Annotated in this window: 20 protein-coding genes; 4 read left to right on the plus strand and 16 right to left on the minus strand. The window is 55.3% G+C overall.

All coding sequences use genetic code 11. The features are described from left to right. Together GM79_RS11845 and GM79_RS11850 are read left to right on the plus strand one after the other, a co-directional pair. Positions 1-696 (plus strand): IS5 family transposase (locus GM79_RS11845; protein ID WP_035561153.1); only part of this gene is annotated, 696 nt, incomplete at its 5' end. A 14-nt stretch (positions 697-710) separates the two neighbouring features. Beyond that, complete coding sequence (locus GM79_RS11850) at positions 711-890, plus strand: TraB/GumN family protein (protein ID WP_035564129.1); 180 nt, start codon at positions 711-713, stop codon at positions 888-890. A gap of 224 nt (positions 891-1,114) precedes the next feature. On the opposite strand, the gene dnaJ is transcribed toward GM79_RS11850, so the two are convergent. From dnaJ to GM79_RS11885, 7 genes are all read right to left on the minus strand, one after another. Beyond that, positions 1,115-2,257 carry a molecular chaperone DnaJ gene (gene dnaJ, locus GM79_RS11855; RefSeq protein ID WP_035564131.1) on the minus strand — a complete coding sequence of 381 codons (1,143 nt, stop codon included), beginning with the start codon at positions 2,255-2,257 and terminating at the stop codon, positions 1,115-1,117. Between the two features lie 142 nt (positions 2,258-2,399). Beyond that, positions 2,400-3,005, minus strand: a complete 606-nt coding sequence (locus tag GM79_RS11860) for a nucleotide exchange factor GrpE (RefSeq protein WP_235184051.1) — start codon at positions 3,003-3,005, stop codon at positions 2,400-2,402. A gap of 766 nt (positions 3,006-3,771) precedes the next feature. After that, entirely contained in the window at positions 3,772-4,761 is a 990-nt protein-coding gene (gene obgE, locus GM79_RS11865; protein WP_035564136.1) for a GTPase ObgE, read from the minus strand. 131 nt (positions 4,762-4,892) lie between these two features. Then, positions 4,893-5,516 (minus strand): adenylate kinase, encoded by a 624-nt coding sequence (locus GM79_RS11870; RefSeq protein ID WP_035564138.1) that lies wholly within the window; start codon positions 5,514-5,516, stop codon positions 4,893-4,895. A 73-nt stretch (positions 5,517-5,589) separates the two neighbouring features. After that, positions 5,590-6,129 (minus strand): hypoxanthine phosphoribosyltransferase, encoded by a 540-nt coding sequence (gene hpt, locus GM79_RS11875; RefSeq protein WP_035564140.1) that lies wholly within the window; start codon positions 6,127-6,129, stop codon positions 5,590-5,592. A 241-nt stretch (positions 6,130-6,370) separates the two neighbouring features. Next, positions 6,371-8,635, minus strand: coding sequence for a sodium-translocating pyrophosphatase (locus GM79_RS11880; RefSeq protein WP_081867720.1), 2,265 nt, complete (start codon positions 8,633-8,635; stop codon positions 6,371-6,373). A gap of 71 nt (positions 8,636-8,706) precedes the next feature. Next, the gene (locus GM79_RS11885; protein ID WP_035564142.1) at positions 8,707-9,621 is read right to left on the minus strand and encodes a M20/M25/M40 family metallo-hydrolase; all 915 of its coding nucleotides are present in this window, start codon (positions 9,619-9,621) and stop codon (positions 8,707-8,709) included. Between the two features lie 114 nt (positions 9,622-9,735). On the opposite strand from GM79_RS11885, the gene GM79_RS11890 reads away from it, so the two are divergent. Next, the gene (locus GM79_RS11890; RefSeq protein ID WP_035564144.1) at positions 9,736-10,989 is read left to right on the plus strand and encodes a hypothetical protein; all 1,254 of its coding nucleotides are present in this window, start codon (positions 9,736-9,738) and stop codon (positions 10,987-10,989) included. 6 nt (positions 10,990-10,995) lie between these two features. Further along, the gene (locus GM79_RS11895) at positions 10,996-12,369 is read left to right on the plus strand and encodes a hypothetical protein (protein WP_035564145.1); all 1,374 of its coding nucleotides are present in this window, start codon (positions 10,996-10,998) and stop codon (positions 12,367-12,369) included. Here GM79_RS11895 and GM79_RS11900 read toward each other — a convergent pair. The 9 genes from GM79_RS11900 to GM79_RS11940 all read right to left on the minus strand — a co-directional run bounded on the left by GM79_RS11900 (position 12,362) and on the right by GM79_RS11940 (position 22,792). Continuing rightward, the gene (locus GM79_RS11900; protein ID WP_035564282.1) at positions 12,362-13,432 is read right to left on the minus strand and encodes a glycosyltransferase family 4 protein; all 1,071 of its coding nucleotides are present in this window, start codon (positions 13,430-13,432) and stop codon (positions 12,362-12,364) included. The two genes, GM79_RS11895 and GM79_RS11900, sit on opposite strands and share 8 nt — an antisense overlap. 247 nt (positions 13,433-13,679) lie before the next feature. Continuing rightward, positions 13,680-14,672 carry a glycosyltransferase family 2 protein gene (locus tag GM79_RS23040; protein ID WP_152559969.1) on the minus strand — a complete coding sequence of 331 codons (993 nt, stop codon included), beginning with the start codon at positions 14,670-14,672 and terminating at the stop codon, positions 13,680-13,682. A gap of 163 nt (positions 14,673-14,835) precedes the next feature. Then, positions 14,836-16,530 carry an ABC transporter ATP-binding protein gene (locus tag GM79_RS23045; protein WP_051718821.1) on the minus strand — a complete coding sequence of 565 codons (1,695 nt, stop codon included), beginning with the start codon at positions 16,528-16,530 and terminating at the stop codon, positions 14,836-14,838. A 392-nt stretch (positions 16,531-16,922) separates the two neighbouring features. Beyond that, entirely contained in the window at positions 16,923-17,852 is a 930-nt protein-coding gene (locus GM79_RS11915) for a glycosyltransferase family 2 protein (RefSeq protein WP_035564146.1), read from the minus strand. A gap of 64 nt (positions 17,853-17,916) precedes the next feature. After that, positions 17,917-19,017, minus strand: a complete 1,101-nt coding sequence (locus GM79_RS11920; RefSeq protein WP_035564147.1) for a DegT/DnrJ/EryC1/StrS family aminotransferase — start codon at positions 19,015-19,017, stop codon at positions 17,917-17,919. Between the two features lie 9 nt (positions 19,018-19,026). Then, positions 19,027-19,983, minus strand: coding sequence for a hypothetical protein (locus GM79_RS11925; RefSeq protein WP_035564148.1), 957 nt, complete (start codon positions 19,981-19,983; stop codon positions 19,027-19,029). Beyond that, positions 19,965-20,387 (minus strand): sugar 3,4-ketoisomerase, encoded by a 423-nt coding sequence (locus GM79_RS11930; RefSeq protein ID WP_035564149.1) that lies wholly within the window; start codon positions 20,385-20,387, stop codon positions 19,965-19,967. Before GM79_RS11930 ends, GM79_RS11925 begins: the two co-directional genes overlap by 19 nt. 6 nt (positions 20,388-20,393) lie before the next feature. After that, entirely contained in the window at positions 20,394-21,338 is a 945-nt protein-coding gene (locus GM79_RS11935; RefSeq protein ID WP_035564151.1) for a UDP-glucuronic acid decarboxylase family protein, read from the minus strand. Positions 21,339-21,451: 113 nt separating this feature from the next. Further along, complete coding sequence (locus tag GM79_RS11940; protein ID WP_035564153.1) at positions 21,452-22,792, minus strand: UDP-glucose dehydrogenase family protein; 1,341 nt, start codon at positions 22,790-22,792, stop codon at positions 21,452-21,454. Positions 22,793-22,898 lie beyond the last annotated feature (106 nt).

Consider the following 22,898-nt stretch of genomic DNA (forward strand, 5'->3'; position numbering starts at 1 on the left):
TTTTTTGCCATCTACTATATTTTGGTTACGGGGATGCAGTGGAAGGCCTTGCCGCGGTGCTTGGGGGCAACCTCCACGGTCCATGACCGGTTCCAGCAGTGGGCCCAGGCTGGCGTTTTTAAGCGGCTTTGGACCAGCGGCTTGGTGCAGTTACAGGCCGAAGGCCGCCTGGATTGGGACTGGCAGTGTCTGGATGCCTGCCAGACCAAGGCCCCGCTTGGCGGCGAGGCCGTCGGCCCCAACCCGACGGACCGGGGCAAGGGCGGCGTCAAACGCCACGTGCTGACCGAGGCTCAGGGCTTGCCCGTCGGCGTGGCCGTGACCGGAGCCAACGTCCACGAAGTGACGCAAGTACAGGCCGTACTCGATTCGATGCCCGTGCTGCCCCCACCGGCCGAAGGCGATTTCGCCCCCGGTTTCTGCGCCGACAAGGGCTACGACGCCGAGGCCATTCGGCGCCTACTGGCCCAGTGGGGCTACCGGGTGCACATCCTGAGCCGGGGAGAGGAAGCCGACAAATGCCGCACCCCCGGCTACCGCGCCCGTCGCTGGGTCGTCGAGCGCACCCACGCCTGGTTCCACCGTTTCCGCCGCCTGCTCATCCGCTGGGAAAAGAAAGTCGCCAACTACGAAGCCCTCCTCCACCTGGCTTGCGCAAACACCGTCTGGCGACACTCCCTCCTATTTTTCGGATAGGCTCTAAGTTCGGCATGGAAGAATACGAGGCCATGCTCCTTACCGACCGCAACAAGCGCTGGATTCCACTTATGGCGCAGCAGGCCGCCAGCAAGCCCACGTTTTTTGCCGTGGGCGCGGCCCATCTGGGCGGCCCGGCCGGCGTGCTGGCCCTACTGCGTCAGCAAGGTTACCAGGTAAAGCCGGTGCTGTAATGCCGTTCGCGTTCAGGCCGCTATTTCTCGCAGAGGTTCGCAGAGGTTAAAACGCTGAGGTTCGCAGAGTTGGTCATCTAACCTCTGCGAAACTCAGCGTTTTAACCTCTGCGAACCTCTGCGAGAAATAGGCATACAACAGCCACCAAAATGGCCCGGCCACTAAAAAAGCAACCGGGCCACAATCAATCCGTGCAATCCGCCGAATCCGGCTAAATCCGTGATTAGGCGAAATACTCTTTTACCTTCTCGAAGAAGCCCTTTTCGTTTTTGCCGGGGTGCGGCGTGAAGTTGTCCGACTCGCGGAGCTTCTCCAGTAGCTCACGCTCCTGGCTGCTCACGTTTTTGGGCGTCCACACATTCAGGTGGATGAGCTGGTCGCCGCGGCCGTAGCCGTTGAGGTCTTTAATGCCCTTGCCGCGCAGGCGCAGGATTTTGCCGGGCTGGGTACCGGGGTCCACCTTGATTTTCACCTTGCCCTCAATGGTGGGCACTTCCAGGCTCGCGCCCAGGGCCGCATCCACGAACGAGATGTACTGCTCGAACATGATGTTGTTGCCGTCGCGCTTCAGGAATTCGTGTGGCTCCTCCTCAATTTGGATGAGCAGGTCGCCGGGCACGCCGCCGCGCTCGGGGAAGTTGCCTTTGCCGTTCATGCTCAGCTGCATGTCGTTAGCCACGCCGGCGGGGATGTTGATGGGAATCACCTCCTCGTGCAGCTGGCGGCCTTCGCCTTTGCACACGTCGCAGGTGGCCACAATGGTTTTGCCCTCGCCGTTGCAGGTGGGGCAGGTGCTCGAGCTCACCATCTGGCCGAGCATGGTGTTCACCACGCGCTTGGTCTGGCCCTGGCCCTGGCAGGTGGCGCAGGTTTTGAGGTCGGTGCCGTTTTTGGCGCCGGTGCCGCTGCATGGCGAACAGGCCACGTAACGCTTCACCTTGATTTTCTTTTCCACGCCGTTGGCGATTTCCTCCAAATCAAGCTTGAGCTTGATGCGCAGGTTCGAGCCCTTCTTCTGGCGCCGGCCGCCGCCTTGACGGCCGCCGAAGAAGCCCTCGAAGCCCCCGCCCCCGCCGAAAATATCGCCGAACTGCGAGAAAATATCCTCCATGTTCTGCGGACCGCCGCCGCCACCGCCGCCCATGCCCTGGTGGCCGTAGCGGTCGTAGCGCGCGCGCTTATCGGCGTTGCTCAGGACTTCGTAAGCCTCGGCCGCTTCCTTGAATTTGTCCTCGGCCGTGGGGTCGTCGGGGTTTTTATCGGGGTGGTATTTGATGGCCATTTTGCGGTAGGCCGACTTGATTTCGTCGCCCGCCGCATTCTTGGCAATGCCTAATATTTCGTAATAATCGCACTTCGTAGCCATCTGTCCGGTGGTATCTGGCCGTTATGCTGAGCTTGCCGAAGCATCTCTACCGGTGAAGTAACTAATTACTATTGCGATAGAGATGCTTCGGCAAGCTCAGCATGACAGCTCTTATTTGTTAATCTAAAACCAAACCTCAAATTTACTGTCCCAACACCACTTTGGCGTGACGAATTACCTTGTCACCTAAATAGTAGCCCTGCTCCACCACGTCCACGATTTTCCCTTTCAGGTCGTCGCTCGGCGCGGGAATCTGGGTAATGGCCTCGTGCAGCTCCGCATCGAAGGGGCCGCCCTGGGCTTCCATCAGCGTCAAACCCTTCTGCTGGAGGGTTTTGTTCAGCTTGCTCTGAATAATCTCGATGGCATCGCGCACAGCGTTAGCATCATCGGTAGCAGCCGTGGCATTGCGGGCGCGCTCGAAGTCGTCGAGCACGGGCAGCAGGGCCACCATCAGCTCCTGGTTGGCGGTTTTGAACAGGTCGATGCGCTCCTTGCTGGTGCGGCGCTTGTAGTTCTCAAACTCGGCAGCGAGGCGCAGGTACTTGTCCTTTATTTCGGCCAGCTCGGCCTCGGTGCGGGAGGCTTCGGGCTGGGGGGCGCCGGTGGCGGTTTGGTCTGGGTCGGTAGTTTCGCCGTCGGCCATTTCGCCAGCTACGTGGGTGGAATCGGCGGTCAGGTTGTCGTCCTCGGGGAGGTTTTGCTCGTTAGCCATTGTCGGGAATATGCGTCGGAAGGGGTTTTTCACGGGGTTAGCCGGTTAGTCACGTTGCGGGCGCAAGGAGTGGGCCAAAGGGGTTGGGGCTGCCAGAGTGGCATTACAGGCTACTGGCGACTTTTATCAATCTTTGTGGGATGAAATACCATTGGGCGGGCTTACTACTATTACTGACAGGTATCCTATTTCTAGGACTGAGTACCAGTTCGTCCGACGCATTGGGTTTTCTTGCCTTTATACTAATTTTTGCTGCAATACCTTTTACCATCTATAAAACGTTTCCCAACAGTCGTTATACTTTAATCACAGCTATCTTATCTCCACTAATTTTTGGTTTAACGTGGGGCAATTGGACAACCTATCTGCAGAACCTTCAGCTTGACTCGAAAGGCGTGACCACGAAGGGGATTGTAATTGCAACTTGGAAAGCGCGAACAAAAAATGGTGGACAGCAGAAACTATTCAGAGCCAGATTTCAATCAGATTCACAAGCGCATGAGACTTCTTCTCATAGTAATCTAAACAACTTCCAAAAGGGCGATTCTATTCTGGTTCAGTATATCCCGGCTGCCCCAAACACCTACCGAATCATCGGTTTGAAGGAGTAATTTCTACTCATGCAACTCCTTCCAAATCATGCCCTTCATCGGCGTGATGTTCTTGTTCGTGAGGCTGGAAATGAAGGCGGACACCGCAGCCGGCAGCATCTGGCGGAGCAAAGAGCACTGGTTAGCCAGCATCTCATTGCCACTCTTGCTCCAGGAGTGCACTACTCTTGGAGCAAGAGTAGTGCACCCTAGTCGTGCAACGCCTTCCAAATCATGTCCTTCAGCGGCGTGATATTCTTATTGGTGAGGCTGGAAATGAAGATGGCGGGAACCTCGGCCGGGAGCGTGGCGCGGATTTCGGCCTCCAGCTCCTCGTCAATCATGTCGGATTTGGTAATGGCCAGCAGGCGCTTCTTGTCCAGCAGGTCGGGGTTGAACTGCTCCAGCTCGCCAATTAGCACCTTGTATTCAGCCTCAATATCGGGACTATCGCAGCTTATCATAAAGAGCAGCATGGAGTTGCGCTCGATGTGGCGCAGGAAGCGCGTGCCCAGGCCCTTGCCCTCGGCCGCGCCCTCGATGATACCGGGAATGTCGGCCATCACGAACGATTTGTAGTCGCGGTAGGCCACCACGCCCAGGTTGGGCACCAGCGTAGTGAAGGCGTAGTCGGCAATCTTCGGCTTGGCCGCCGACACCACGGAGAGTAGCGTGCTTTTGCCGGCGTTGGGGAAGCCCACGAGGCCCACATCGGCTAGTAGCTTGAGCTCCAGAATAACAATGGCTTCGATGGCGGGCTCGCCGGGCTGCGCGTATTCGGGGGCCTGGTTGATGGAGTTCTTGAAATGGTCGTTGCCCCAACCACCGCGCCCGCCGGGCACGAGGATGAGCCGCTGGCCGTGCTCCGTGATTTCCAGCAGCTGGGTGCCGTCGGGGTCGCGCGCTACAGTGCCGAGGGGCACTTGCAGCACGATGTCGGCCCCTTGCGCGCCGCTGCGCAGGTTTTCGCCCCCACCGTCGCCGTCTTTGGCGAATACGTGGCGCTGGTACTGCAGGTGCAGCAGCGTCCAGAGCTGCGAGTTGCCTTCGAGAATGATGTGACCGCCGCGGCCGCCGTCGCCGCCATCGGGGCCGCCGTTGGGCAGGCCCTTGGCCCGGAAAAAGTGGTGCGAGCCCGCGCCGCCTTTGCCCGAGCGGCAGATAAGTTTAACGTAGTCGATGAAGTTATTGGAAGCCACGGGGTTGAATTATAAGTTATGAGTTAAAAGTTATGAGTTGAGTTTGGAGATAACGAAATGAGTTATGAACTCCGGGCTATGCGCTCGAAACTCATAACTCATAACTTTCAACTCATGACTGGAGCAGCCTGCTACGCCTTTACTTCCTTGGTCGCTTCGGCCGGAGTTTCGGGCTTGGCGGTTTGGTGCTGGTCAATCAGGCCGCAAATCTGCGCGAAGATGCTGTCGATGGCTCCGATGCCGTTGAGGGCGTGGAATTTCTTTTGGGCGGCGTAGTAGCCGGCCACCTGCGCGGTTTCGGTGTTGTAAACCGTTACGCGGCGGCGGATTTTGGTTTCGTCCTGGTCGTCGGGGCGGTTGCTGGTTTTACCGCGCTCCAACAGACGGCTCACCAGCTCTTCCTCCTGCACTTCCAGCGCAATCATGCAGCCGATGTGCGTGTGGTGCTCGGCCATGAGCTGGTCGAGGCTTTCGGCCTGGGCTACAGTACGTGGGAAACCATCAAAAATAAAGCCTCCCGCCTGGGGGTTATCTTTCAAAGCACTGCCAATCATGCCGATAACTACGGCATCAGGCACCAGCAAGCCTTCGTCCATGAGCTTTTTGGCCGTCATGCCGAGTTCAGTGCCTTGGGCAATTTGGGCCCGGAGCAGGTCGCCGGTGCTGAGGTGAACGAGGTTGTATTGGGCAATGAGTTTTTGGCTCTGGGTTCCTTTACCGGCACCGGGCGGGCCGAACAGCACGATATTCAACATGAATAGAGAAGTTGCGCGAGGGGAAAGAGGAAAGTGGTTTGGGCAAGTTAAGCAATCGGGGCCAAAGGCGTGGCTATACCGCCACGTACACGTCGGGCAGATTGCGGCCCAGGCCATCATAGTCAAGGCCATAGCCCACTACGAAGTCGTTGGGGATTTCGAGGGCTACGTAGCGTAGGTTGATTTCGTGCCGCAGGCTTTCCGGCTTGAAGAACAGCGTGGCTATCTCGACCGAAGCCGGCCCGTTGGCCTGTAGCTTCGGCACGAGGTGGTGCATGGTGGTGCCAGTATCCACGATGTCTTCGACGATGATGAGGTGGCGGCCATGCACCTCCTCACGCAGCCCCATAATTTCCTGCACCACGCCGCTACTGTCCGTGCCTTCGTAGGAAGCCACGCGGATAAAGACGATTTCGCAGGGTCCGGTCACGCGCTTCAGCAGGTCGGAGGCAAACATAAAAGCGCCAGTAAGCACCACCACGAACAGCGGCTCGCGCCCCGCATAGTCGGCGCTGATGCGCGCGGCCAGCCCGGTTACAGCTTCATCCAGTTGGGCGACCGATAAATACGGCCGGAAAGCTTTGTTGTGAATGGTAATCTGGGACTGACCCATGCGGCGCGGGAAGAATGAGGTGCAAAGCTAATCACGGATTTAACCGGATTTTTTGGATTTCACGGATTTTGTCGGCGTCATGGTGAAGGCTCGCTGATGGTGGAACCAGCTATTTGGCGCTTTTGCCTGAGTCGAATTCGGCGGCAGGGCGCACAAAAAGGCCGCTCTGATGAAGCGGCCTTTTTGTTTACGATGCGTCCTATTGACGCCTGAAATTGGAATGATTTCGCGGCGCGGCTAACTACTTCACCTCGCGTAGCGTGGTGTAAATCACCCGCATGGCGGCGGGCGCCACGTTGTCGGCGAAGCGTACGTGTGGGCGGGTAGCGACTTCGGTGCGCTCGCTTTCCAGCTTCACCGGGGCCATGCCGCGCTCGCCGCCTTTTTCGGCAATGTGGGGCGCGATAACCAAGGACACGATGCTCATCAGCTTGATGAGGATGTTCATGCTCGGGCCGGAAGTGTCTTTGAAAGGGTCGCCCACGGTATCGCCGGTCACGGAAGCTTTATGCGCCTCCGAGCCTTTGTACTGCATCACACCGTTCACCAGCACGCCTTTTTCAAACGACTTCTTGGCGTTGTCCCAGGCGCCACCGGCGTTGCTCTGGAACATGGCCATGAGCACGCCGCTCACCGTGACACCGGCCAGCAGCCCGCCCAGCACCTCGGCCGAAGACGCATTCGAAAACAATCCGCGGCAGCCAAAACCCACGATAATAGGAGTCAGCAAAGCAATAGCGCCCGGCAGAATCATCTCCCGAATAGCGGCCTGCGTGCTGATGGCCACGCACTTTTCGTACTCCGGCTGGCCCGTGCCTTCCATAATCCCGGGAATCTCGCGAAACTGCCGGCGCACTTCCTGCACCATCGCCATGGCGGCGCGGCCCACGGCGGCAATAGCCAGCGAGGAGAAGATGAACGGAATCATGGCGCCAATGAATACGCCCGCCAGAATCGGCGCCTTGCTGATGTCGATGGACGTAATTCTGGCCGTGCCCATGAAGGCAGCGAACAGCGCCAGTGAGGTGAGCGCCGCCGAGGCAATGGCGAAGCCCTTGCCTGTGGCCGCAGTAGTGTTGCCCACGGCGTCCAGAATATCGGTCCGCTCGCGCACTTCCTTGGGTAGCTCGCACATTTCGGCGATGCCGCCCGCGTTATCGGCAATGGGACCGAAGGCGTCAATGGCCAATTGCATGGCGGTGGTGGCCATCATGCCGGCCGCCGCAATGGCCACGCCGTAGAGGCCGGCCGCCTCGTAACTCAGGATAATGCCGGCGGCCAGCACTATAATGGGCAGCACCGTGCTTTCCATACCCATAGCAAGACCACCGATAACCGTGGTGGCGTGGCCCGTGCTGCTTTGCTGCACAATGGTGTTCACCGGGCGCTTGCCCATTGCGGTGTAATACTCCGTGATGATGCTCATGAGCGTGCCAACTACCAGGCCCACAATCACCGCATAAAAGATGCCCATCGCATCAAAGGAGAAGCCCCGAATACTGAAATTGCCGGGCGGCATTATCCACATAATGAGGAAGTAGGAAGCCACGGCCGAAATCACCACGGAAATATAGTTACCCGTATTCAGCGCGGTTTGCACGTTGCCGCCCTCCTTTACCCGCACGCACAGAATGCCGATGAGCGAGGCGATGATGCCCATGCCCGCAATGGCCATTGGCAGGAAAATCGGCGAGAGGCCACCAAACTGGTCGTTGGTCACGGTTACTTCGCGGCCCAGTACCATAGTGGCCAGAATGGTGGCCACATAGGAGCCGAACAGGTCGGCACCCATGCCGGCCACGTCGCCCACATTGTCGCCCACGTTGTCGGCAATGGTTGCGGGGTTGCGGGGGTCGTCTTCCGGGATGCCGGCTTCCACTTTGCCCACGAGGTCGGCGCCCACGTCGGCCGCTTTGGTGTAGATGCCGCCGCCCACGCGGGCAAAGAGGGCAATGCTTTCGGCCCCGAGCGAAAAGCCGGTGAGCACTTCGAGCGCCTTCACCATCTCCTCGCCGTTGGCCAGGCCGCTCGGCACAAACATCTTATAGAAGATGATGAACAGCGAGCCCAGACCCAGCACGGCCAGACCGGCCACGCCCATGCCCATCACCGAGCCGCCCGAAAACGACACGTTCAGTGCGGTGCTGAGGCTGGTTTTGGCCGCCTGCGCCGTCCGCACGTTGGCTTTGGTGGCAATTTTCATCCCGATAAAGCCCGCTAATGCAGAGAACACGGCCCCAATCAGAAAGGCAATGACAATGACCGGGCTCGAATTCTCGCTGGCAGTACCCAGGTAGAACAGAAAGGCCCCGGCAATCAACCCGAACAGGGCCAGTACTTTGTATTCGGCTTTGAGAAAGGCAATGGCGCCATCGGCGATGTAGCCGGCGATGGTCGTCATGCGCTCGTCGCCGGCATCTTGTTTGGACACCCAACCGGCCCTAATCCAAGTGTATAACAGCGCGAACACGCCCAGCAAGGGCACTGCGTAAAGGTATGGCGTCATGAAAAGGCGAAAAGGGTGAAGGTGAAAGAGTATTTATTTGAAAGCGAGGGGGCCAAAGATATACGAAGGCATTACAATTCTCGCATCAAAACCTGATAGAGCGCTAGCATACTGGCAATGTCGCGCTTATCAACCAGCTCGTCGGGCGAGTGCACGTGGTCTTCGGGCGCCCCGATGAAGCACCAGTCCCAAGGCGCGGCGGCGTGCTGCAGCTCCTTGGCATCGGAGCCACCGCTGCCTTCCACTTCCAGCTGGTGCGGAATGCCCGAGGCCGCTGCAATAGCCCGGATGCGGTCCACGTAGGCCCGGCGCGGAATGAGCGAGTCGCGCAGGGAAATGGCCACACCCTGGCCCGCGTGCACGCCTTCCGTCACCCAGGTAATATCCGAAATCAGGGCCTGGCGCACGCCGTACGTTTCGTTGATAAACTTGGCCAGGTACGCAACGGAGCCCCCGCCGTGCTCTTCCCAGCAGGAAAAGGCCACCACGCCGTGCTCCAGCGTTTCGCACAGCCGCAGTGCATTCCAAACGCCCAAGCGGTTGTCGAGGTAGCAGCTTTGGACGGTAGTATCGGTTTCGCGGAAGTCGCAGTAGAACGTGAGTTCGGTGCCGCGGTCAATATCCCGGTGGAACGCGTAGCCCAATTCACCGGTTTCTTCGGCTATAGTTAGTGTACAATCTATCGGTCCTTGCGAATCTATACCTACCAAGCGGTATCCGGCCTCGGCTTGGGGCCCACCAATACGTACCAGTTGCCGGCCATAGCGCACGGTAAACCCGATGCTGTCGAGGTGGGCAAAAACGGCCGTGCGCGGCTGGCCGAAGACCAGCAGCACGCAGTCCTGAAACCGCTCATCGGCGATGATGGTGGGCTGATGCAGCCATGTAGATTGGTTTTGCCGCACATAATCGAGCACGAAGCGGTTAAGGGCCACTTCGTTGCCGGCGGGAGCCGCGGTGCGGCAAAGGGATTGCAACAGATGCATGGGAAAAGGGAATTTCGTCCAAAGCTAGACCAAAGTCCGTACTTTAGCAGGCCCGTTTGCCCCACCCAAAATTTGGGTGAAAACCGGTTAGGGTCCGCTTTCGACTTTCTACTTATGTTGCGTTCGCTGTTTTGTATCTGCTGGGGCCTGCTTTTCATGCCACTGCTCGGCACAGCCCAGACATCTGATACAATACGCATTCCGCCGCCCATCGAAACGGTGGCGCTTGATACGGTCGGGATAATGCCTTCGGCGATTGACACGAAAGGCTGGCTTTTGTTGGACAAGGATATCCAGACGGAGCTGGACGGGGCGGTTTACAACATTTACAACTTTAAGTACGATAAGGCCGAGAAGCAATTCCGCTCGTTGCGGCGGCGCTACCCCAACCATCCCATGCCCTATTTCCTGTTGGGGCTGAGTACGTGGTGGAAAATCGTGCCCACCAACATTCAGGCGAAGCAGTACGATAAGCCTTTCTTTGCCTACATGGACACGGCCATTACCAAGGCCCAGAAACTTTACGACAAGGACAATAACAATTACGAAGCGAGCTTTTTTCTGTCCGCCGCCTATGGGTTTAGCGCGCGTATGCACGGCGAGCGCCACGACTGGCGCAAGGCTACGGTTGATGCCCGACGGGCGCTAAACTTCCTCAAAAAAAGCCAGGAGGCCAATAGTTTGAGCCCCGAATTTCAATTTGGCCAAGCCCTTTTCAACTATTACGCCGTGTGGATTGGCGAAAACTACCCGTTGCTGAAGCCGGTGCTGCTGTTCTTTCCCAAGGGCGACAAAAGGGTAGGGATGCAACAACTGCGCAGCGTGGCCCAAAACGGCTTTTATACCGCCACCGAAGCCCGCGTTTACCTCATGCGCATCCTCAAAAACGAGGAAAACAACGCCGAAGAAGCCTTGCCCGTAGCCCGCGCGCTGGCCACTACATTTCCCGACAACGGCTACTTCCAACGCTTCTACGCGCACCTGGCTTATGACCAAGGGGAGTTCTCAGAATGTGAGCGGGTAAGCCGCGAAATCCTGGATAAGATAAATAAAGGCATGCCCGGCTACGAGGGCGTCAGCGGGCGCTATGCCAGCTACTTCATGGGGTATCTCATGCACAACCGCTACCGCGACTTTGCCAAAGCCAAAGATTATTACCTGCGCTGCATTGTGTTTTCGGAAAGCACCGGAGATACCTCCGGCGGCTTTTATCTGTTTGCCAACATGAACCTGGCCCGCTTAGCTGTCAAAGAAAAGGATATAGCCTCAGCCAAGCGCTACTACACGGTCGTGGCCGACAAGGCCGCCCATAAATCAGAGCAATACAAGGAAGCGAAAGCCTGGCTCAACAAATATGGCAGAGCGTAAAGTATCATGGAATTAAAAGACTTATACATTACACCCATATACCTGGCTATTATATATGCAATAGCTTTTCAACTACGTCCTTCACTTACCAATCAATACACCGTCAAGTATTTTATTCCGGCGTTAACGGTCAAAATTGTTGGTGCTATCGCGCTGGGCATTCTATACCACACGCTCTACGGTGGCGACACTAATAACTACTTCCACCACGCACGCGTTATCCACGACGCGTTTGGAGACTCATTTTCGGCGGGTTTTGAGCTAATTACTACGTCAGGCGACGTAACTCCTAACATCAAGCAGTATACCGACCGCATGTGGTGGTTTGGCCGCACCAGCAACGAATATTTTGTGATTCGGGTCGCGGGTTTCTTCTCGATTTTTTGTTTTAACACCTATACCGTTATTGCCGTTTTGTTCGCGGTAGTCACCTTTAGCGGCATGTGGGTGATGTACATGACCTTTGCCAAGATTCGGCCGCAAGCCTACAAGGAACTCGCAATTGCCGTCTTTTTCCTGCCTTCGGTATTTTTTTGGGGCTCGGGCCTGCTCAAGGACTCACTCTGTATGGGCGCCTTAGGATGGTTATTTTACACGTTCTATCGTGGGGCAATTGAACGCCGTAACATCATCCGTTGCGTGCTGCTGGGCACGGCAGCCGTAGCGGTAATTATGTCCATGAAGGTTTATATTATTCTGGCCTTCATGCCCCCAGCACTTTTGTGGGTATTTAATGAAAGCACCAGTAAAATTAAAAGCCCAATTGTCCGCTGGATTGCTAAACCTATCTTTTTGGGTGTTGGCCTCCTAGTAGCAGGCTACGCTTTCGTGCAGATTTCGGCGGCCGATGCGCGGTTTAACATTGACAAAATCGGGGCGCAGAGCAAACTTACCGCCGATTACCTACAGGGCGTTAGTAGCAGGGAGCAAGGTTCTGGCTACAACATCGGCGAACAGGACGGGACCTTAGGAGGCATGGCCAAACTGGCTCCACAGGCGCTGGTAGTGGCCTTGTTCCGGCCGTTTATCTGGGAAGCCCGTAACCCGACCATGGCGCTTTCGGCCCTGGAAGCCAGCTACTTCATGCTGCTCACCCTCCGAATACTGTGGCGAGTGGGCATTCTAAAAACCCTAACTGCTATCACCACAACGCCTGTTCTAACGCTTTGCTTCGTTTTCAGCCTTGTTTTCGCTATTTCGGTGGGCATTTCCAGTGGCAACTTTGGAACGCTTGTTCGTTATAAGATACCGCTGATGCCCTTTTATTTGAGCGGTCTGTATATTCTACAGAGCATGAATGTATCTGCGAAACGCTCCAGTAGCAAGCCGGCGCAGGTCACGGGCAAATCTCCACAAATGGCCCGTTCCGCATTTAGCTGAACAGTTTCAGAAAGGTTGGTGTGTTGGCAACCACCGAATATTTTTGCTCAATAGTGGCGCGGGCGTTTGTGCCCAATGCCTGCCTGCCAGCAGCATCGGTTAGCAATTTGCTTAAATGCGAGTACCAATCCGTGGGCTCCAGGCAAACGTACCCGTTCTGGCCATCCTGCACCACCTCGGTATTCATGCCCACCGGAGATACCAAAGCTGGGATGCCCAAGGCCATGTATTGCAACGCCTTGAAAGCGCATTTCCCTTTGGCCCAAGGGTCATCCTGCAAAGGCATGAGTCCCACGTGAAAGGCTAATAAATCTGCTATTTCGGTCTCCTTGCGCCAGGGCACGAAGCGCAAAGAGCGTAATTGCAGCGCCGGTGCTTGGTTAGATATAACCTGGAATTCAAAGTCTAAGCCATCTGCTTCCAGTTGCGCCAGCACAGGAACAATGGGTTCCAGGTATTTGAGCGTGGAATGAGTACCGGTCCAGCCAATAACGAGTGGGCCGGGTGCGAGTTGGTCCCGCACTTGGTTGTGGTGGTGCTCCGTGTCGATAGTAGTAGGCATAATGACCACCGAGGAATTGTACTGCCGGGCATAGGCGGCCAGATACTCGTTGCCGCAGCTATTACGATAAGCCCAGCGGCAAATACTGGCTACTTTGTGGTGGTATTTGAGGCCAGCAGCAACCCGGTTTGCTTCCGAAATATTCGGAATCCAGATGGCATCATCAAAATCGTAAATAATGCGTTTGCGCAATACCTTGGCTAAAATCCATTCGAATACTGGCGGGCCAAGGGGCGCAGCTTCCCGGTGAATAAAAACAAAATCGTAGCTGGGAGCAGCCAGCAGGTGCGCTACTCGCCGGCCAAATCCCCGCACAATACCCCAGAGTTTGGCTACTGCATGGCCCGGCTTATAAAGAATGGACCATGTTTCCTCGTCAATGAACGCCGCCAGGCGGTAGGTGTGACCATGGGCCTGTAGCAGGTCCAAGTACTGTTCAAACCGAAACCGCTGGGAAGGCGCCTTGCCATGAGGGTAAGGCACTAAAAATAAGATACGCACCGGCAAAATTTATAGGGTTTGATAAAATCCCCGCACTACTTAGATAATAAGCTGTTAGTCGGAGTGGCTGAGTTTGTAGAAAAGTGGCAAGCACACCATTTTTTCGCGTACTGGTCAGCATAAGGCACTACATAGCCATCGCGTCGGCTTGCAGAATAGAGAAAGGGACAAATAATAAAACACTACTAAACCCCTACGCTGTCTCAGGCACAAAATCAGCGCATTTTGCTCGGCCCAATTCTAAAAATCAAAGATTACGCAGTGCCTTCGCGAAAATTTTGAGGCGCTGCCGCACAGTGGCGTGCACCGAAAACTCACTGCTATTGTACGCCCGCAGGCCCTGAAATTTCGCCTGTGGATGATGGTAGCAAACCTCAAACCACCGTTGTGCCAATCCCCGCTTCAAAGCATCCTGGTCAAATAGCGGATTAGCTTCATTGTATTCAACCATTTTATGCAACCAGCGCTCAACTTCCGAGAGCGTAACATCAAGCAATGGCTGTAACATCGCAATTTTATTGTAAATCAGTATTTCACGTTTAGTAAATGGTATTCCCCAATGTCGTAATAGTTGTTCTCGGACCACATCCGAAACTGAAGCGCGCTCGTTCAGAATGGTCTTTTTTTGGGCGTTATCCGGCACTCGGTATTGCACCAAAGGTGTCTGGATAGTTGCAATCCGTAATTGGCGGATATACCGAGCGCAAAAATCGTAGTCCTCCGTCTGCCGCAGTGCACCGTCGTAATGCATGCCCTCTTCCAAAAACAAGCTGGAACGCATCATAGCCGACGGATTCCCGGTAGGCAGTGTAAACAACGTCAGAACCTGCGTGTCGTTGGGATGAGCAGGATAACGATTTAAATAGGTACTGGCCCCAAAGTTCTGCATAAAGCTCCCGACCACATTCACTTCGGGATGCTGGTCCAGATAATCGACTTGTAGTGCAAAACGCTCGGGGTGACAGATATCATCACCATCCATCTTGGCTATGTACTGGCCTCTGACATGTTGCAAGGCCGCATTGTCAGTACCCGCACGGCCTAAATTTTTAGGATTGACAATAATCTTTAGTCTATCATCCTTAAAAGCATGGAGTTGTTCAACCGTGTTGTCAGTTGAGCAATCATCTAAAACAATCAGCTCAAAATCCTGGAAGCTCTGCCGGAGTATACTCTCAATTGTATCCTTGATATAGGACGCAACATTGTAAACTGGCAGCACTACCGATACTTTGCACATATTCAGATTTAGCCTCAGGCCAGCGTTTGTTTGGTGACAAACAACCAGCAGCGTTGTCAATTACTCGACTTATATAATTGTATTTAGTCGCACTCAATCTTTATCGACCGTAGCAGCACCGTTCTATCAGTCTCAGCTTAACTTATTAAGCACAGAGTACGGATTAATTCTGCAACACCGAGCGGACTAACTCTTCATAACGATGCTCCGCAATAATTTGTCCATCCTTCAACTCGTAAATTCTATCGCAGTTCCGCAGGGTTGTTATCCTATGCGCAATAATCAGAATGGTAATTTCTGTTTCTGCTAACTTGTCAATAGCTTCATTCACCTCACGTTCTGTCTCGTTGTCGAGCGCGCTGGTAGCTTCATCGAGCACCAATATTTCGGTTTGCTTGTACAGCGCCCTGGCTATGCCAATGCGTTGGCGCTGACCACCGGATAGCTTGGAGCCCCGTTCCCCCACCATGGTATCGGCGCCCGCTGGTAAGCCAGACACAAATTGGTATAAAGAGGCCTGCCTAATGGCATAATCAAGCCGGGCTTCGTCCACTTCAGTATCGCCAAGGGTAATATTATCTCTGATAGACCGCTGCATCAGAAAAGTATCCTGTTTGACGTAACCAATAATTCGGTACCACCCCAGTAAATGCTGAGGCGTGAGGGGTTGGCCGTCGATGAGTATGTTTCCGCTCTGCTCAATGTAAAAACGCAGCAACACATTCATCAGCGTCGTTTTACCAGAACCGGAGCTTCCGATGAAACCAATTTTTTCACCTTTGTTGATTGTAAGCGTTACATTATCAATAGCCGGCCGCTCAGCGGTTGGGAAGCTAAAAGTAACGTTTTGAAAGCGCAGATTCTGCTTGAATATTACCGGAAGCTGCTCTGCTGGAGGGGTTTCATTGAATTTTTTCTCCCGGTAAGAACCCAAATTCTGAATAGCATATTGTGTTGTTTTCAACTGCATCATCGAGGTAATGATTCTATTTATCGAAGGCATCAGCCGGTAAGCCGCAGCCGCAAAAAGACCTACTAAAGGGATAAGGGAGGTTGAATTATCCTGGCTGAAAATGGCGTACAGAAATATGGTTAATATCCCCAGAATGGCAACCATTTCTATCATTTTCAACGGCAGCATCGAGTACAGATAGCTCAAGGCATCGAGTCGCTGCACTTTTTCCTGATTTTCAAGCAAATCCTCTCTAAACCGGTGCTGCTTATTTGCCAGTTTTATTTCAACAAACCCAGTGAACAAATCTCCGATTATACCCTGAGAAAGCGGCTTCAATTTATGGATTTGACTACCAATCATTTGCGATTTGTTGCGCAAAGACCGATATGTGAGCCAAGTAGTTGGACCTAGAATCAACGCCAGAATAGCGAATAGCGGGGGCTTGTAAGCGATAATACTAACTACAGTAACAAGTACTATTGCTACTTCCGCAAAGAATACAAATAGGGGTCGCATTATACCCGCCACAAAATTTCCGGGTATATTGATAGCACTATGCATCAAATTCGGCGAACCTAAATCATTCAAGTACCAAAATGGAAAGTTTATGTATTTATTGATTTGGGAGTTGATAACGGTTAGGGCTATATTGGCTACAAACCGGGTCTGCATATAGTTTACCCAAGTTGAAAATGCGTTTTTTACCAAAAAGAAGATAAAAATCAATATTATTAAGTAAAGCAAAAATCTTTTTTCCGAGCTAAATTCAAAGTAGCTGTAGACAGGTCCGAAAATTTTGCTTTTCTGTACTCCGCCTGGTTCGGCTGCTACCATCATCACGGGAACGAGCGATGCTAGACCTAGCACATCCAAAAAAGATGTTAGCAGCAGTAATGTCAGCATCCATAGGGATTTTCGCTTCTGGGAAGGGTTAAGATAGTATCGAATACTATTAATAGAATATGCTATAATTCCGCCTTTCATAAAATCAATTTTATTTTGGTGCCTGCTTCAGAAAGGCATTAGAATCCGCAAATGTACGGGTTTCGCAGCGGCAAAAGAGCATACTACCTCTCAAACCCGTGTATAAAGAACCGATTTTTCGACGCCAACTGCATCACTTTCAAGCACTCGTAATACCTTGCGCCCACTCCGAACCATCAACAGCTCATACCCCAAGCGTCCTTCGGCCACTGGTAGCCGATTGCCTTGCAACCAAGTACCGCAGGCACGATTTTGAGCATGGAGGGCGCTTGGGCACCAGGAATGTTGTGGGGAGTATATGGCGCAGTTACTTAATCCAGCACTTCGCGCACTACGTACAGGGGCCGTTTGCGGGCCGCATCCAGTCCCCGCCAGACATACTCGCCGATTACTCCCAGGGCAATCATCTGAAACGCCGATACCACCAGCAGCACCACCATGAGGGTTGTCCAACCGGCAGGCTCATTTGGGCTGACAATTTTTAGGACGACAACGTACAGGCCGTAGATAAGCGCCACTACGCCCAAGCCCAAGCCCAGTACCGAGATGGCGCGGATGGGGACGAAGGAAAACGCCATCAGCGAATCGATGAGCAGTTTTATTTTTTTGGAAAGCGTCCAGCGGGATTTGCCGATGCTGCGCTTGCGGCGGGTGTACGGGATGTTCACGTACGCGAATCCCAGCCACACCATGAGGTAAAACACGTTAGAGTTGCGCTCGTGCAGTTTCAGGACCTCCGTGGCAACCTGCCGGTCGAAAAAGACAAAATCAAACCCGCCGTCGGGGATGTTGCGGAGCGCCAGCTTCTTCATCAGCCAATGAAACACCTTGGCTAGTGTTTGCGAAAAGCCGGTTTCTTCGCGGTTCTGCCGGTTGCCAATAACCAATTTGAAGCCCTGCTGCCAATGACCATACATTTCCGCCATCAGTTCGGGCGGGTCCTGCAGGTCGGCAGTGATAACGGCTAGGCAGTCGCCGGTAGCGTAGGCCATGCCGGCTACGATGGCATTGTAGGAGCCGACGTTGCCGGCCAGGTCCACGATGCGGATACGACCGGGAAACTCGGTTTGTGCCTGCTGCAGGGCTCCGAACGTATCATCGCCCGAGCCATCGTTCACGAATACGTACTCAAAGGTGACTTCAGGGGGAAATTTTGCCTCATTCGCTACCAACTCACGAATCGTAACGGGAATGTTACCCTCGTTGAAATAGCAGGGAACGATAACGGAGAGCTTGGGCATGGCGAACAGGGACAAACGATACTTTTGCGAAGCACCGCTCTTGGATTAACTCAACTTAACGATTTTAGTGGTAGCTGCGAATAGCCGTTGCTACGGCCGCCACGTGGCTCTCGCTCATGCCCGGCCACATGGGCAGGCTCAGGCAAGTTGCCGCCAAGTCCTCAGCAATGGGGAAATCTCCTTCCGAGAAGGACAAAGACTGGTACGCTTGCTGCAAATGCGGAGGAATTGGGTAATGAATCAAGGTGCCAATTCCCTGCCGGCCCAAGTGCTGCTGCAAGCCGGCGCGGTCGGGCGTGTGCACCACGTACAGGTGGTAGACGTGCGTGGCGCCAGCGGCTACCTGGGGCAGGCGCAGGCCGGCGATGCCCGCCAGATGCTGTTCGTACCAGGTAGCAACTTGCTGGCGCTGGCGCGTCCATTCCGGCAGCACGGGCAGCTTTACCTGGAGCAGAGCGGCTTGTAGCTCGTCGAGGCGGGAGTTGTAACCGATTGTTTCGTTGTAATATTTTTGCTGAGAACCGTAATTCCGCAGCACTCGCACTTTTTGGGCCAGGGCCTCATCATCGGTCGTGACGGCCCCGGCATCGCCAAGGGCGCCCAGGTTTTTGCCGGGATAAAAACTGGTGCCGTTGATGTGGCCGTAGCTGCCCGTGCGGCGGCCGTCGAAAGCCGCGCCCTGGGCCTGGGCATTGTCCTCCACCACAAATAATTGATGCTGAGCAGCCAGGGCCATAATTTCCGGCATCCGGCAGGCTTGGCCATACAGATGCACCGGCATAATGGCGCGAGTACGGGGCGAAATCGCGGCGGCGATACGGGCCGGGTCGAGGTTGCTGGTGGCAGGGTCGGGCTCCACGGGCACGATGGTGGCCCCGACCTGCGTGACGGCCAGCCAGGTGGCGATGTAGGTATTGGACGGCACAATTACTTCGTCGCCCGGCCCGATGCCGAGGGCGCGCAGGGCCAGCACCAAGGCGTCGAGGCCATTGGCTACGCCCACAGTATGGGCCACTTCGTTGAAGGCCGAATATGCGCGCTCAAACTGCTTTACCTCCTCTCCCAACACGTACCACTGGGAATTGAGCACGCGTGTGAAGGCTTGCGTCAGCGCAGCGCTCAGCGGCGCGTGTTGCGCCTCAAAGGACAGAAACGGGACATTCATGCAGTAAATTTAATGGCCGTGGCACGCCAGCACGTGGGCCGTGGCTCCAAATCGAAAGCCCAGCTTTTCACAGGTACGAAAAACGGCGTGGTTGGTGGCCTGCGTGGTCATCAGCACGGCTTCGTGCCCAAGCGCTTGCGCCCGGTGTAGGGTTTCGCTCACGAGCCGGGCATGCCAGCCCCGGTTGGCGGGCCCCACAGCCGTGAGCAGCACCCGCGAAAGCGCGGTATTCAAGGCGCTTGAATCTTCCAGAAGGTCGCTGATAGCCAAAAAAGAATCAACCACCAGGCCGGGCATGTCGGGAACCAGAACTGTGGCGGCTAGCTGGCCGGCCACGGTATTTTCCGCGTACCGGGCCAGGTAGGCATCGGCCCGGGCGTCCCCAAACCATGCGTCGGCATGGTACCGGTCGTAGGGATTGCGAGCTGCGGCGGCCAGTTGGCCAATGTACGGGGCTTCATCGGCGCGGGCCGCCCGTACCGGGTAACGCGGAAAATCGACGCCCGGCAACTGGTCCCGATAGAAAGTAGTGCGCGTTTCAACCAGCCGCCAGCCGGCCTCCGTTAGCCCCTGCAACAAGCGAATGTCCTCGGCAGGCACCACGCTAAAGGCGTAAAAAGCGCCGTTGCGTGTGGCCAGGTGCTGGCGCAAGGCACGAGCCGATTCTGCTAGTCCCGACTGAGCGGTTTGCGCATCGAAAAGCCCGGTAAATAAGCGAAACATGGGTGTTCCGAAGTATTCAGAGTCCCAGGGTAATTGCCGCAGCAGCCATTGTATTACTGCTGAATCCGCGCTCGTGTCAACTATTTCTGCCCCGGCTTGCTCGTTCCAGCGCGCGACGGCTCCGGTGCCAAACAACTGCTGCTGCCGCTCGCCCGACAGCTGACGCAGGAAAGAGTAGGGCGAGTAATGCGCCAGTGCGGCCGCACGGGCCCCCAGCAGGTGGCTTAGCGGTGGGGTGCCCATCGCTGCCGGAATTCCTGAAAATCCCGAATGTAATCGGCTTCTTCGTAAGGCTGCGAGGCCAGGGCCAGCTGCACCGCCGTGTGCGAGTACTGCATGGTGTGCCAAACGCAAGGCGGCACGTAAAGCCCCACGAAAGGGTCTTCGAGCCGGAAAATCCGGATGTCGCCGTTGGCCTGCTCCGTGGTCACGATGATGCGCCCGGCCACCGCAAGCAGCACTTGCTCGGTGCGGTGATGGGCGTGGCGGCCCCGCAGGATACTTTCGGGGGTGTGGTAGGTCCAAAAAACCCGCTGCACGGCAAAGGGCAGCGGGTCTTTGGCATTCTCGCCTACAGAAATGTAACCGATGTCCGCGGCCCCTAATTTAGGAAACTCAATGAGGTAGGGAGCAGGATATTCGGCCATGAAAGTCTACTTGACGTGCTCCTTAAAATATTGCAGCGTGCGGCGCAGGCCTTCGGCACGGTCTATTTTGGGCTCCCAATCCAGGATTTCTTTCGCTTTGGTAATATCCGGACGGCGCTTCAGGGGGTCGTTTTCGGGCAATTCCTGGTAGGTTGCTCGAAACTCAACTCCCGTGAGACGGGCAATTTCCTCGCCGAACTCCTTGATGGTAATTTCGTCGGGATTGCCAATGTTTATGGGCAGGTGGTAGTCGCTGAGCAACAAGCGGTAAATACCTTCCACCTGGTCATCAACATAGCAAAACGAACGGGTCTGCAACCCGTCGCCGAACACGGTCAGGTCCTCGCCCCGCAGGGCCTGCGAGAGAAAGGCAGGCAACACCCGGCCGTCGTCGAGGCGCATGCGGGGGCCGTAGGTATTGAAAATACGGACGATGCGCGTATCCAAGCCGTGGTGGTTGTGGTAAGCCATCGTGATGGCTTCCTGAAAGCGCTTGGCCTCGTCGTAGCAGCCCCGCGGGCCCACGGGATTGACGTTGCCAAAATAGGTTTCTACCTGCGGGTGGATTTCGGGGTCGCCGTACACCTCCGAAGTGCTGGCAATCAGCATGCGGGCCCCTTTGGCCAGGGCCAGGCCGAGCAGGTTGTGCGTGCCCAACGAACCCACCTTCAGGGTTTGAATCGGGATTCTCAGGTAGTCAATCGGCGAGGCAGGCGAAGCAAAGTGCAGAATGTAATCGAGCTTACCCGGCACGAACACGAACTTGCTTACGTCGGCGTGATGAAACTCAAAATTCTGGTTACCGAACAGGTGCTCAATATTTTGGAGTGACCCCGTAATCAGGTTATCCATTGCGATGACGTGGTAGCCTTCGGCAATAAACCGGTCACAAAGGTGCGAGCCCAAAAACCCGGCGCCGCCGGTAACCAGAATTCTTTTCGTCTCTTCCATTTTCACTAGGCCTGGCTTTATCTTATCGTCTACAATCAAGAATCAGAGAATTCAGCCGCTTGCTTTCTGAAAGGGAGCGGCCTCAGGCAGCCAGGGCAACCGCGCCCGGCAGCCTAAGCCAGGGGCTCGCGGTGGTCGGTCCTGACGCCGATGCAGTGGTAGGAGAAGCCAAGTTTTTTTAACTCTCCAGCTTCGTAAATATTACGGCCGTCAAAAATCACTTTCTGCTTCATCAGCCGGGCCGCTACCTCAAAATTGGGGGAGCGGAAATCGGGCCATTCCGTTACCACCAAAAGGGCGTCGGCATCAACCAGCGTCTCGTATTCGTCCTTAGCGTAGGTGATGGAATCGCCCAGCGTGTGGCGCGCTTCGGCCATGGCCACGGGGTCGTAGGCCGTAACGATGCAACCGGCGGCCAGTAATTTCTCGATGATGACCAAGGACGGCGCCTCGCGCATGTCGTCGGTCTTGGGCTTGAAGGACAGGCCCCAAACGGCCATTTTCAGGCTCCGCAGCTCGCCTCCGAAGTGCCGGCTTACCTTATCGAAAAGCACTACTTTTTGATTGTCATTCACTTCTTCCACGGCCCGCAGCACTTGCATGTCGTACCCGTGTTCCTTGGCGGTTTTGATAAGCGCCTTTACGTCTTTGGGAAAGCAGGAACCGCCGTATCCGATGCCGGGATAAATGAATTTGGTGCCAATTCGGGGGTCGGAGCCGATGCCGCGGCGCACCATGTTGACGTCGGCGCCCATGATTTCGCACAGGTTAGCCACGTCGTTCATGAAGCTGATTTTGGTGGCCAGCATGGAGTTGGCCGCGTATTTCGTCATTTCGGCCGACGGGATATCCATGAAGATGATGGGGTGGCCATTGAGCAAAAAGGGCTTGTACAGCTTGCTCATTACCTCCTCGGCCCGCTGCGAGGCTACACCCACCACAATGCGGTCGGGCTTCAGGAAGTCTTCGATAGCAGCCCCTTCCTTGAGGAATTCCGGATTGGAAGCGACATCAAATTCGATGGCGGCACCGCGCTTTTCCAGCGCTTTCTCGATTTCGGCCCGCACCTTGGCCGACGTTCCCACCGGCACGGTGCTTTTGGTCACAATTACGCCGTAGCTGTTCATGCTTTCGCCAATGCCACGGGCCACCGCCAGCACATACTTCAAGTCGGCCGAGCCGTCTTCGCCGGGAGGCGTACCCACTGCGATGAAGGCCACGTCACAGTCCTGGATGGCCTCGGCCAGGCTGGTAGAAAACTTAAGCCGTCCTTTCTCCACGTTGCGGCTCACCATTTCTTCGAGGCCGGGCTCGTAGATGGGCATAATGCCCTGGTGCAGGCTGTCTATCTTTTTCTGGTCGATATCGACGCAAACCACCTCTATGCCAACCTCGGCGAAGCACGTACCTGATACCAAACCAACATAGCCGGTTCCAACAATTGCAATTTTCATAAGCTGCCTAAAGCCGAAAAGTTAATAATTTATCGGGCAAATTTAGTCTTTCACGGCTCAATTGAGCCCGAGCAGTACCGCAAGTAAGACGGTCGGCTTAGCCAGC

Origin of the sequence: Hymenobacter sp. IS2118, assembly GCF_000715495.1 — a bacterium.
Taxonomy (GTDB): Bacteria; Bacteroidota; Bacteroidia; order Cytophagales; family Hymenobacteraceae; genus Hymenobacter.

What these genes read in the sequence shown, in the direction of transcription:
- GM79_RS23045 (WP_051718821.1), bottom strand. Translation starts at nt 16,530, where the DNA reads ATGCTGACATTACTGCTGCTAACATCTTTTTTGGATGTGCTAGGTCTA.
- GM79_RS11850 (WP_035564129.1), top strand. Translation starts at nt 711, where the DNA reads ATGGAAGAATACGAGGCCATGCTCCTTACCGACCGCAACAAGCGCTGG.
- GM79_RS11895 (WP_035564145.1), top strand. Translation starts at nt 10,996, where the DNA reads ATGGAATTAAAAGACTTATACATTACACCCATATACCTGGCTATTATA.
- GM79_RS11880 (WP_081867720.1), bottom strand. Translation starts at nt 8,635, where the DNA reads ATGACGCCATACCTTTACGCAGTGCCCTTGCTGGGCGTGTTCGCGCTG.
- hpt (WP_035564140.1), bottom strand. Translation starts at nt 6,129, where the DNA reads ATGGGTCAGTCCCAGATTACCATTCACAACAAAGCTTTCCGGCCGTAT.
- GM79_RS11920 (WP_035564147.1), bottom strand. Translation starts at nt 19,017, where the DNA reads ATGAATGTCCCGTTTCTGTCCTTTGAGGCGCAACACGCGCCGCTGAGC.
- GM79_RS11925 (WP_035564148.1), bottom strand. Translation starts at nt 19,983, where the DNA reads ATGGGCACCCCACCGCTAAGCCACCTGCTGGGGGCCCGTGCGGCCGCA.
- GM79_RS11915 (WP_035564146.1), bottom strand. Translation starts at nt 17,852, where the DNA reads ATGCCCAAGCTCTCCGTTATCGTTCCCTGCTATTTCAACGAGGGTAAC.
- GM79_RS11940 (WP_035564153.1), bottom strand. Translation starts at nt 22,792, where the DNA reads ATGAAAATTGCAATTGTTGGAACCGGCTATGTTGGTTTGGTATCAGGT.
- GM79_RS11870 (WP_035564138.1), bottom strand. Translation starts at nt 5,516, where the DNA reads ATGTTGAATATCGTGCTGTTCGGCCCGCCCGGTGCCGGTAAAGGAACC.
- GM79_RS11890 (WP_035564144.1), top strand. Translation starts at nt 9,736, where the DNA reads ATGTTGCGTTCGCTGTTTTGTATCTGCTGGGGCCTGCTTTTCATGCCA.
- dnaJ (WP_035564131.1), bottom strand. Translation starts at nt 2,257, where the DNA reads ATGGCTACGAAGTGCGATTATTACGAAATATTAGGCATTGCCAAGAAT.
- GM79_RS11930 (WP_035564149.1), bottom strand. Translation starts at nt 20,387, where the DNA reads ATGGCCGAATATCCTGCTCCCTACCTCATTGAGTTTCCTAAATTAGGG.
- GM79_RS23040 (WP_152559969.1), bottom strand. Translation starts at nt 14,672, where the DNA reads ATGTGCAAAGTATCGGTAGTGCTGCCAGTTTACAATGTTGCGTCCTAT.
- GM79_RS11935 (WP_035564151.1), bottom strand. Translation starts at nt 21,338, where the DNA reads ATGGAAGAGACGAAAAGAATTCTGGTTACCGGCGGCGCCGGGTTTTTG.
- GM79_RS11885 (WP_035564142.1), bottom strand. Translation starts at nt 9,621, where the DNA reads ATGCATCTGTTGCAATCCCTTTGCCGCACCGCGGCTCCCGCCGGCAAC.